Genomic DNA, 11,027 nt, shown 5'->3' with positions numbered 1-11,027 from the left:
CTCAAAAATTATTCAAGTGGTATGCAGGTGCGTCTAGCCTTTTCTGTTGCGATTAAAGCGCAAGGAGATGTCCTAATCCTTGACGAAGTGCTTGCGGTTGGTGACGAAGCCTTCCAACGAAAATGTAACGATTACTTCATGGAGCGTAAAGCCTCAGGTAAAACAACCATTTTGGTAACGCATGACATGGGAGCCGTTAAAAAATACTGTAACCGAGCTGTTTTGATTGAAGATGGTTTGGTGAAAGCGTATGGTGATCCAGAAGATGTTGCCAACCAATACAGTTTTGATAATGCCGTGTCATCAGCACCACAAGAAGTGATGACAGAAGAAGATGACGAAACTGAAAAAGAAGAAAAAAAAGTTGAACCTTACGTGGACAATTTAACCGTTGAATTGTTGACACCAAATAAAATCAGGCCAACAGATAAGATTGAATTTGAGATTTCTTATGATGTTTTGAAAGATGTTGAAACGCATATTGTCTTTTCTTTGACGGACATTGATCGCAGAATTTGGATGTACAATGACAATGCCACAAACATTCCGACAACAGGAACAGGGCATAAGTCCTATCGTTACACTTGCTCTTTAGGTCAGGTCAACAACATGAAACTGCGCCTAGAAGTAACGATTCTTGGTAAGTCAAAAGAAATGTATGCCTTTGCCAATTCAGAAAACTCACCTCTTATTGTGGTTAACCGAGATGATATTCCGTTAGATGATTTATCTGCCTTGGATTCAGCAACAGGAATCATTCAACGAAACGGAAAATGGGATATTTTATCAGAATAACAGATCGTATTTTTAGAAAGGATGGGATGATCGATGTCTTTTGACAAAAATCCAACAGTTTCGATTGTTTGTACGGTTTATAATAAGGAAAAATGGATTGGGCAGGCTATCGACAGTTTCTTAAGCCAAAAAGATGTCGATTTTGAAATCCTTCTGATCGATGATGCTTCAACAGATGCGTCACGCGACATTATCCAAAAATACGCTGAGCAGTATCCTGATATAATCCGTACCTTATATAATGACCACAATCTAGGGATTGCTGAAACTTGGCATAGAGCTTGCCTTGCTACAAAAGGTGACTACATTGCCCGTTGTGATGGGGATGATTACTGGATTGACGAGTGTAAATTAGCCAAACAGCTAGCTTTCTTAGAAAAGAATCCTGAATCCAAGTGGTGTGGGACAGATATTGATTTTGTCGATGTGGATGGTAAAACCGTCGAACATAACGTTTTTACGCGACAGATTGTTGATTTATCAGATTCTTATGAAAAAATGATTGCCACGCGTGGTTTCACCGCACCATCTACTTGGTTAATTCAGCGCGATGTGATACTTTTGGTCAATGATATGCTAAAAGATGACATGAGAACGGCTGATGATACCTTTAACTTGCAGTTGGACCTCTTCAATCATACGCAATTTTGCTTTTTGCCAGAAGTAACAGTGGCTTATCGTGTCAATCAGGGATCGGATTCACGACCAAATAGTAAAGAAAAATTAGATAAGCGTTTTGATTCTTTATTGAGAACCCAGTTGGCTTATTTGGATAAATACCCCAACACGAATTATAAAAAAGTGCTTCGTATCTTATTAGAGCGTCATAATAATTTTGAAAAAGAGTTATCTCAGAGAGATTTCCTACACTCTAATGTCAACTCGCAAAAGGTTACGATTTATTATAGCAATCAAGAAAATGTGTTCACGCAAGAGCAGACCTTGGAATTTCAACTTCAGTATCAGGATACTATATCTTTTGAGGTACCTGAAGAAACAGTTGCCTTACGGGTGGATTTATCGGAACTGCCTAGTTTCTATCAATACGTAACCCTTGTAGCAAAAGATTATCGCACAGAAGTTTTGCCTTCTTCGACAAATGGAACGGCCCTCAAACAGTCTATAATGTTTGAACACCCAGACCCGCAAATTTGTTATGATATTTCAATACTAGACAGCACTGCCTTTGAATTATCGTACAAAATGTTTAATGTTGACCATATTAACCAAAACGATTACATTGCTAATGTGTTGACTCAGGAAATGCTAAAACTCGAAAAGCAAGTCCAGACGCTGCAAGAGTACAAGTTTAAGTTTAGACAGGCTAACGATAAAAAACGGTATTATAAGCACGAATTAGAACGCATGGTCGTTGCCTATAATTCCGTTACACATTCACGCCGTTGGATCATTCCAACTGCGATCATTAACTTTTTTAGGAGAAAAAGATGAAACGTTTATTATTGTACGTTCATTTTAACAAGTATAATCGTATCAGTTCACACGTCTATTATCAATTAACCAAAATGCGTCCGCTTTTTTCTAAAGTGGTCTTCATTTCAAATAGTTTAGTGACAGAGCAAGACCAGCAAAAATTGTCAGATTTACGTTTGATGGATAGCTTTATCCAGCGTGAAAATAAAGGTTTTGACTTTGCTGCTTGGCGTGATGGAATGGCTAAGGTCGGTTTTGATGAATTAGATACCTATGATTCTATCACTATTATGAATGATACCTGCTTTGGACCACTTTGGGATATCAAGGATTACTATTTGAAGTTTGAAGCTGATGAAACGGTTGACTTTTGGGGCTTGACCAATAATCGTGAAACGCCAAAATCTCGCTACACACAAGGTTTTCGTGAGCATATTCAAAGTTATTTCATTACCTTTAAAAAGCCTGTCATTCTTTCGCATACCTTTAGAGAATTCTGGGAAAATGTCAAAGAATACACAGATGTCCAAATGGTTATTGATGAATACGAAACGCAAGTAACAACCAAATTTGTTGACGCAGGCTTCCGCTATGGTGTGGTGTTCAATACAGTTAATGAAGACGCAAGCCATATGCTTCACGCTGATTTTTCATTCTATCATCCGACAGCCATTTTGGACCACAAGGTGCCATTTATCAAAGTCAAAGCCATTGATAACAATCAGCACATCGCTCCCTATCTTTTAGACGATATTGCTAGAAAATCAGACTATCCCGTTGATTTGATTGTATCGCATATGTCTGAAATCAATTATCCAGACTTTAAGTATCTTTTAGCTCGCAAATACCTCAAAGAAGCGCCAGCCGTTTCCTTGGATGACAAAAAAATAGCTGTGCATCTTCACGTTTTCTATGTGAATTTGTTGGAAGATTTCTTGAAAGCCTTTGAGCATTTCCATTTTCAGTATGACTTATTGATAACAACAGATATTGATGCTAAAAAGGCTGAAATCGAAGAGATTCTCACCCAAAATGGCAAGACAGCTCAGATTTTTGTAACAGGAAATATTGGCCGTGACGTTTTACCAATGCTAAAATTAAAAGACCATTTGTCACACTATGATTATGTTGGGCATTTCCACACGAAAAAATCAAAAGAAGCAGACTTTTGGGCAGGCGAATCTTGGCGACATGAGTTGATTGATATGTTAATCAAACCTGCGGATAATATCTTGGCTAATTTTGCCAATGCTAAATTAGGCTTGGTCATTGCTGATATTCCAACCTTCTTTAGATATAATAAGATTGTTGACGCGTGGAACGAACATTTGATTGCTCCTGAAATGAATGATTTATGGCAAAAAATGGGCATGACTAAACCGATTGATTTTAATAGTTTTCACACCTTTGTCATGAGTTATGGGACTTTTGTGTGGTTTAAATATGATGCTTTAAAACCGCTGTTTGACCTAGGTCTAACAGACGAAGATGTGCCAGAAGAGCCATTGCCACAAAACTCTATTTTACACGCGATTGAACGTTTATTGGTTTACATTGCATGGAATGAACACTATGATTTCAGGATTGTTCAAAATCCAATTGCTATCACGCCATTTGTCGATAACAAATTATACAACGAACGTGGCGACAGTGCCCCACATACCTTTATTGACTTTAATCACCTAGGTGGCATAAGAGGAGCATTGAAATACATTGTCATTGGTCCAGCAAGAGCCATCAAATACATCTTTAACAGAACATTAGAAAAAGCAAGGACATGAACGAAAGGATAAAGAAGACTTTTCTAGAGATAAATTGGCTAAGTGTTTTACACTATATTGTTTTATTTATCTTTTTATTTTATACTAATTTAGCACTGGTTAATGCGTCATTATTAAAAAATAGTGGTTGGCGTTTAACAGAATCGTTTGTAACGCTTAATGTTTTTAATATTGTGGCTTACACCGTATCTGTTTTAGGACTTGCCGTTTATTTATCGAATGGTATAAGGAGAAGCTTTTTAATCAACCTTGTTAAGGGGTATCTTGTTTATTTAGTGGTTTCTTATTTCTTAGTTGTCACGAGAAACCTAAACAATGACCAGTTTATTTGGTGGAAGCTTTTCAGCAATGGCTTTTTCCAAATATCCTTTTTGCCGACACTGGTTCCTGTTCTTGGAATAGCTGCTTTAATTGCTCGAACGTCGGATAGGCTTCATTTAAGTAACCGAATAGAGGCTTATTTGGATAGTTTTGATGGTTCCAAAGTCATTTTGACAGGTTTGATTGCCTCTTTTGCTTTAAATGGGCCGCTATTTTTAGATATGTTATCAGAAAAAGTAGCTGATTTCATTGAAAACAAAGACTACGTTGCCTATTGCTTAACGGTTTCAGGTTGCGTTATAACAACCTTAGTCTTATGTGGTCTAGTAGTTGCGATTCTTTTTAAGGCTTATAAGGCTATTCGGAAAAAGACAATTAATTACTCTGTGGCCCTTGGTTTTAGCCTTCTATTAGCTGTGATTTTTAACTATTTATTCCAGTATGGTATAAAAAGTTATGGTGAAGTGCTAGGACATTATATTTTTCCGTCTGCCACCCTCTTTCAAATCGGTGCATTGACCTTATTTAATGTCTTGCTTTATGTGAGTATTAACCATTTCTTACGCACAACAACTCTAATTGTTGCCTTAGGAAGTGTTATTACGATTGTCAATAGCATCAAATTTAGCATGCGCAATGAACCGCTGTTGTTTAGTGACTGGGTTTGGATAAAGGATATTAGGCTTGTTGTTTCTTATATTGACATTAAAGTTATTCTTTATTTTCTACTTGCTGTGGCTGCTGTAGCTGTTTTCTTCTATTTCTTTAAGAACCGTTTACTGCAGGGGCGCATTATGACAAGTTGGCGTTTAAGAGTGGCTAATGTCGTTGCCATTTTAGCGGTTTTCCTTTTTACCTTGGGAGTCTTTTTCCACCAAGAAGATGGCGATATCGCTGACAATATTCCTGTCTTATCGCGATTAAATAATTATGAAAATATCGAGTGGATGGGACAAGGAACGGTTGCGCGTGAACGTTCATTAACATTTGTTTGGCTGAAACAGGTTACTTCAAAAACAATGGAAAAACCAAAGGATTACAGTCAAGAAACGATGGAAAAAATTGCTCAAAAATACACAGAGCAAGCACAACTCATCAATGCGTCGCGCACAAACAACATTGCGGACCAAACGGTTATTTATGTCCTAAGTGAAAGTTTTGCGGATCCATCTCGCATTACCAGTGTCAATTTAACCACGGATCCTATTCCTGTTATCCGTTCGGTTAAAGACTCTACAACCAGTGGTTTAATGAAATCTGATGCCTACGGTGGTGGAACAGCTAATATGGAATTTGAAACGTTGACAGGTTTGCCGATGTATAACCTCTCAAGTTCTGTTTCAACTTTATACACAGACGTTGTGCCTAAGATGAAATACATTCCATCTATTAGTGATTTTTACGCTCCTGATGATAGATACGTCATTCATTTAGGAGATGCCTTGACCTATTCGCGTAACGACGTGTATCGGAAACTTGGTTTTGATACCTTTATTGCAGCGAAAAATGGGACTGAAGATGCCACACATTTAGAGCAATATGGTGTTTATCCAAGTGATGCCTCAACTTATCAAACTGTGCTAGATAACATTGATACCAATAAAAATCAATTCTTCTCAGTTATTACTTACCAAAACCATTCCCCATGGAATTTGGACGAAGAATCAGATGTTGGCGGTTCAGGAGATGGTTTTTCTCCTAACGAAAATTATTACATGAATAATTACGCCAAGTTATTGTATCAAACAGATTTAGCAACTCAAGAGTGGTTACAAGAGTTATCACAAATGGACAAGAAAATTACGGTTGTCTTTTATGGCGATCATTTGCCTGGCTTTTATCCTCAAAGTGCTTTTGCTGATAATCCAGCTGGCCAATATCAAACCGATTATTTTATTTGGAGCAATTATCCGACAGAAGTGCTGTCATATCCTCTAGTCAATTCCAGTGATTTTCCAGCAGAATTGTTAGCGGTAACCAATTCTAAAGTATCGCCTTATTATGCCTTGCTTACAGATGTTTTAAATAACGCCAGTGTTGACAAGGACCAATTAACAGACGAACAAAAAGAAATGGCTAACTATTTAAAACTAGTTGAGTATGATTTGGTTTCAGGAAAAGGGTATTTGAAAAAACACGACAATTTTTTTAAAGTGAGTTATTAAAAATGAAAAAGAAAAACATAATTTTACCACTCTACTATACTTTTGTTAGTCTTCTATTTACACTAGAGTCTATCATTTATATTAACGATGCTGGTGACCAAATCGATTTTGCTCGTATGGCACAAAAATTTGGCTTCTTTGAATTTGCTATTCATCGTTACCAAACGTGGTCTAGCCGTCTGCTTATTGAGTCGGTTACCATGTTTATGTCTAGCCACTATCTGATTTTTGATATCACCATGTTGGTGTCGTTAGCGGTATTCTTTTACTGTTTCAATGGTATCTTTTTGAATAAGCAGAAGTATTGGTTATTGCAGTTTGTAACCCCAATTTTGTTCTTGATTGCCTTTCCTAGTATCTTTTTCACTGGAGCAGGCCTCATTGCAACAGTCACAAACTACATCTTCCCAATGATTGCTTTTATCATTGCTTGGTATTGCTTGCTACAAAAGAAACAAAGCTATACCATCATTGCCTTGCCATTTTTGCTTTTTGCTTGTATGCAAGAACAATTTACGGTTTATAGCTTTATTTTATTCCTTTACTTCTGCATCAGTGCCTATATTAAAGACCGAAAAATGGATATGACTTATCTGCTGGCAACGGCCATCTCTTTCTTGGGTATTCTTTCAGGTTTATTGGCACCTGGTTCTGATAACCGTGTCGCCATTGAATCAGAAATGTGGTACCCTGGATTTGAAAAACTATCTTTGCTTATTAAAATCTTAAAAGGTTATCTGGAAACCAATCGCGTGCTCTTGGTAACCTCTGAATTAAGCATTGTCTTCATTTTTCTAGGCATTCTTGTCATTGCAACAATTGTTAAAAAGCAATATTTCTCTGCCTTTCTTTCAGGAGCAGTCATCTACACTGTTGTTGCTCACAAACTTGCCTTAGGAAGCCTCTTGACAGCTGTTCAAAGGGTTATTGATGACCAAAATAAGAGAGGGGATGTCACTTATTTTAGCATCAAGGAAAATCTCTATCCTTTGATTGTTTATACTTTGATTTTATGCGTACTTGCTGCAGTTGTCTTTTTCATTTTTAGAAATAGAGCTGAGGGCTTGTCTGCAGTTATCGTTTTAATTGCTGGCTATGCTTCTCGAATGGCGGTGTCATTATCACCAACAATCTATGCTTCAGGAATTCGAACTTATACACCACTTATCTTATCTTTATTGATTGTCGTTGTGATGATTGCAAAAGAGTTGGATAGTGATTTTCAAAAACGAGCTTTTGTTGGTAATGATACCCGTAACATTGAAAAAAGTTAATTAACGATTTTGGGGTCCTAGACCCCTTTTGTATAAGGAGAAATCTTTTGAAATTTCTTGCGTTTTTAGGGCAAAAAGCAGTTCTGATATGGTCATTCTTGCTATTTCTTCTTTTAGGCCTATCGAGTCTTTTTGTCAGAACCAATATGCCAATGGATGGGTCAGAATTGGCCAATATGCAAGCAAACGGACCAATTTTTTTCGTGAGTTTAGTGCTTTTTATTGGCTTACTCTATCTTTGCTTGCGTTCGTTGGCATTTGTTAAAGAATCTTATTTATTCTTATTTGGGACGCTTTTTTATCTTGCTTTAGGAGCTTATGTGATTCTTCACCAAAATGATGTGCTTCGTCACGATGCTTTGGCAGTCCTAGAAGCTGCTAAGGCGCTTAATCGTGGGGATTACAGTATCTTGACAGAAGTATCAGGTTACCTTCATAAGTACCCTCACCAACTTGGTTTAGTTAGTTTTGAACGCCTCATTTTAACCCTATTTGGTGAAAGCAATGTTAAAGTATTCTTTATCATCAACTTAGTGATGGCGATAGCTGATAATTTCTTTCTTTGGAAAATCACACAAAATCTCTTTAAAAAAGATAATATTTCAAAAATCGTTCTATTATTGTCCTTTGTTTTTTTACCCCATTTATTTAACATCTTGTTTGTTTATGGGCTAACTTACGGCTTGTTCTTTGCCTTGATCGGTTTGTATTTCCTACAATTATATTTTGATAAGAAATCATGGTCTAACTTGTTACTAAGTACTGTTTTCTTATCCTTATCAGATATTATTAGAAATAACTACATCATTCTCATCATAACCGTTCTCATTGTTTTAATGTTAGATTTTCTCTATCACAAAACAAAGAAAAACCTAGCTTTTATGGTGATTCTTTTGGCTTCGATCATTGCAGGAAACCGTGCGATCTCAAGCTACTACCAGCAGGTTGCCCGAGTAGATCATTTAGATGGGGAACCCAAGGTTGCTTGGATAGCTATGGGATTGAATGACACTCCAATATACAATCGTGTAGCGGGTTGGTATGATGCTTATGTTGAAACAGTGTACAATGAACATCAAGGTGATGCTGAAGCGATTGAAGAAGCTAGCGAAAGACAGATTGTATCTCGTGTCACTTATATGGTGAAGCATCCAGACTACGCTTGGAATTTCTTTAAAAATAAATTTCTATCGACATGGACAGATAGCTTATTTGAATCCATTTGGTCTGGTCCTGTTACAAAGATGCCTGTTGAGGGACAAAAAATCACAGGTCGCTTAATGACCAGTATTTATCAAGGAAAATTAGCCTATCAGATCATTTATTATTTCTCTGCCTTATTATTGGTGGTGATATATGTGAGTGTTCTTCCAAGTATTTGGACGCAATACCGTCAAAAAGATGGCATGACAGTCTTTCTTTTGATTCCGTTGATTTACTTAACAGGTGGTTTCATCTTCCATTTGATTTGGGAAACTAAGAGTCAATACGTCTATCCATATGTTTATCTATTATTGCCATTATCAGCATTAGGACTGGATTATATGATGACTTTGGTAATAAAAAAAGAAGACATGATGATTAAAATGACGAAATAATCCTTCGTCATTTTTTTTGTAAAGACTTTATGATATACTAGAATCGATATGTAAACTAGCTGGTGAAAGGCTTAGGAATAAAATGAAAAAATTATCTATTGTCGTTCCTTGTTACAATGAACAAGAAACTATTTATCCATTTTTAGAAGCAACTCAAAAGGTTGAGCAGCAGATGAAGGATCAGCTTATTTTTGATTACATTTTTGTTAATGACGGATCAAAAGATGATACCTTGACTATTTTACGAGATGTTGCTAAGCGTTTTGACAATGTACATTATTTGTCATTTTCACGTAATTTTGGGAAAGAAGCAGGACTATTGGCAGGTCTTGTGGCTGCTGATGGGGACCTTGTTACTGTGATGGACGCTGATTTGCAAGATCCGCCAGAACTATTGATCGATATGTATCAAAAGATTTTGGAAGGTTATGATGTCGTTGGGACACGTCGTGCTGACCGTAAGGGCGAACCTGTTATTCGTTCATTCTTTTCTAAGATGTTTTATAAAATCATAAATGCAGTATCAGATACTGAAATGGTTGACGGTGCGCGTGATTTTCGCTTGATGACAAGACAAGTTGTCGATAGCATTTTAGATTTAGGAGAAGTCAATCGCTTTTCTAAAGGGATTTTCTCATGGGTTGGTTACAATGTGACTTACATTGCTTATGAAAACCGTGAGCGTGTGGCTGGTGAGACATCTTGGAACTTCTGGAGTTTGTTGAAGTACTCGATGGAAGGTTTTATCAACTTCTCTGAAGCACCACTTAATATGTCTCTTTGGGCAGGTGCGGCTTCATTTTTAGCTTCTATATTAGGTGTTATCTTCATTATCGTGCGTAAATTGACGGTTGGAGGCAGTGTAGATGGCTGGGCAAGCCTGGTGTGCATCATCTTGTTCATCGGTGGAATCCAGCTGTTATCACTTGGTATTATTGGAAAATACATTTCCAAAATTTTCCTTGAAACCAAAAAACGTCCCGTTTATATCGTGAAAGAAAAAGGATAACAACAGACAAGCTATTTTCCGAATTAGTATAGTGTAACCACTATACCAAAAGGAGAATAGCTTTTTTGAATAAACTAAAAACGGCATTGTTATCAACTGCTGTGTTGTCAACGGCTTACTTGTCGCCGTCTGTCCTGGCTAGTCAGCTAGATGAAGCAACGGTTTCCAAAACGGATTTTAATTCAGTGAGTAAAACATTTGACATCACTGCACAGCAATCCACTAACGGTAAAGGTATTAAGCAGATAGATGTCGCTATCTGGTCAGAAGAAAATGGTCAGGACGACTTAAAATGGTATTCCGCGAACGCGATCACCGAAGATCAAGTCAGTGTTCAATTTCATTTAGCCAATCATGGCAATCGCGCTGGAAATTATGTGACGCACGTTTATACCACTTACCTTGATGGAAGTCGTTCAGGACTTGTTTTAGATAATACTAAGATCACTCCTAGTGCGCCTCAAGTTTCGGTCAAAGATGGGGTCATTCAGCTGACGACAGAAATTTATGCCCCGTCAAATGGCCAAGTGAAATATGCCATTTGGTCTGAGGAAAATGGCCAAGATGATTTAAGGTGGTACGACGATAACGGCAAAGGGCTGACGTAGATTGCTTTAAAAAATCATAAAGGGTCTGGCAACAGAAGGTCT

The 11,027-nt window shown here is 37.3% G+C and carries 7 protein-coding genes and 1 pseudogene; all 8 read left to right on the top strand.

The genetic code is table 11. The features are described from left to right. Positions 1 to 795: pseudogene (locus tag B3473_RS03205) on the top strand (ABC transporter ATP-binding protein); the annotation flags it as partial. A gap of 33 nt (positions 796 to 828) precedes the next feature. Continuing rightward, positions 829 to 2,247, top strand: a complete 1,419-nt coding sequence (locus B3473_RS03200) for a glycosyltransferase family 2 protein (protein WP_269725509.1) — start codon at positions 829 to 831, stop codon at positions 2,245 to 2,247. After that, the gene (locus B3473_RS03195; protein WP_293651183.1) at positions 2,244 to 4,010 is read left to right on the top strand and encodes a rhamnan synthesis F family protein; all 1,767 of its coding nucleotides are present in this window, start codon (positions 2,244 to 2,246) and stop codon (positions 4,008 to 4,010) included. The genes B3473_RS03200 and B3473_RS03195 overlap by 4 nt, the downstream gene beginning before the upstream one ends. An 8-nt stretch (positions 4,011 to 4,018) precedes the next feature. Continuing rightward, complete coding sequence (locus B3473_RS03190) at positions 4,019 to 6,496, top strand: LTA synthase family protein (RefSeq protein ID WP_349675896.1); 2,478 nt, start codon at positions 4,019 to 4,021, stop codon at positions 6,494 to 6,496. Between the two features lie 2 nt (positions 6,497 to 6,498). Continuing rightward, positions 6,499 to 7,770, top strand: a complete 1,272-nt coding sequence (locus B3473_RS03185; RefSeq protein ID WP_293651181.1) for a hypothetical protein — start codon at positions 6,499 to 6,501, stop codon at positions 7,768 to 7,770. 47 nt (positions 7,771 to 7,817) lie between these two features. After that, positions 7,818 to 9,368, top strand: a complete 1,551-nt coding sequence (locus B3473_RS03180) for a glycosyltransferase family 39 protein (RefSeq protein ID WP_293651180.1) — start codon at positions 7,818 to 7,820, stop codon at positions 9,366 to 9,368. An 82-nt stretch (positions 9,369 to 9,450) separates the two neighbouring features. Then, complete coding sequence (locus B3473_RS03175; RefSeq protein ID WP_293651179.1) at positions 9,451 to 10,377, top strand: glycosyltransferase family 2 protein; 927 nt, start codon at positions 9,451 to 9,453, stop codon at positions 10,375 to 10,377. Positions 10,378 to 10,442: 65 nt separating this feature from the next. Further along, positions 10,443 to 10,985 carry a GBS Bsp-like repeat-containing protein gene (locus B3473_RS03170; RefSeq protein WP_293651178.1) on the top strand — a complete coding sequence of 181 codons (543 nt, stop codon included), beginning with the start codon at positions 10,443 to 10,445 and terminating at the stop codon, positions 10,983 to 10,985. The last annotated feature ends 42 nt before the right edge of the window (positions 10,986 to 11,027 follow it).

The sequence above is a fragment of the Streptococcus sp. UBA632 genome (assembly GCF_002300045.1).
Classification (GTDB): domain Bacteria; phylum Bacillota; class Bacilli; order Lactobacillales; family Streptococcaceae; genus Streptococcus; species Streptococcus alactolyticus.
Note: the sequence above shows the minus strand (reverse complement) of the source record. Positions and strands in the feature narration are given on the sequence as shown.

Coding starts and splice junctions, on each gene's coding strand:
- B3473_RS03200 (WP_269725509.1), top strand. CDS start 829: ATGTCTTTTGACAAAAATCCAACAGTTTCGATTGTTTGTACGGTTTAT.
- B3473_RS03195 (WP_293651183.1), top strand. CDS start 2,244: ATGAAACGTTTATTATTGTACGTTCATTTTAACAAGTATAATCGTATC.
- B3473_RS03185 (WP_293651181.1), top strand. CDS start 6,499: ATGAAAAAGAAAAACATAATTTTACCACTCTACTATACTTTTGTTAGT.
- B3473_RS03175 (WP_293651179.1), top strand. CDS start 9,451: ATGAAAAAATTATCTATTGTCGTTCCTTGTTACAATGAACAAGAAACT.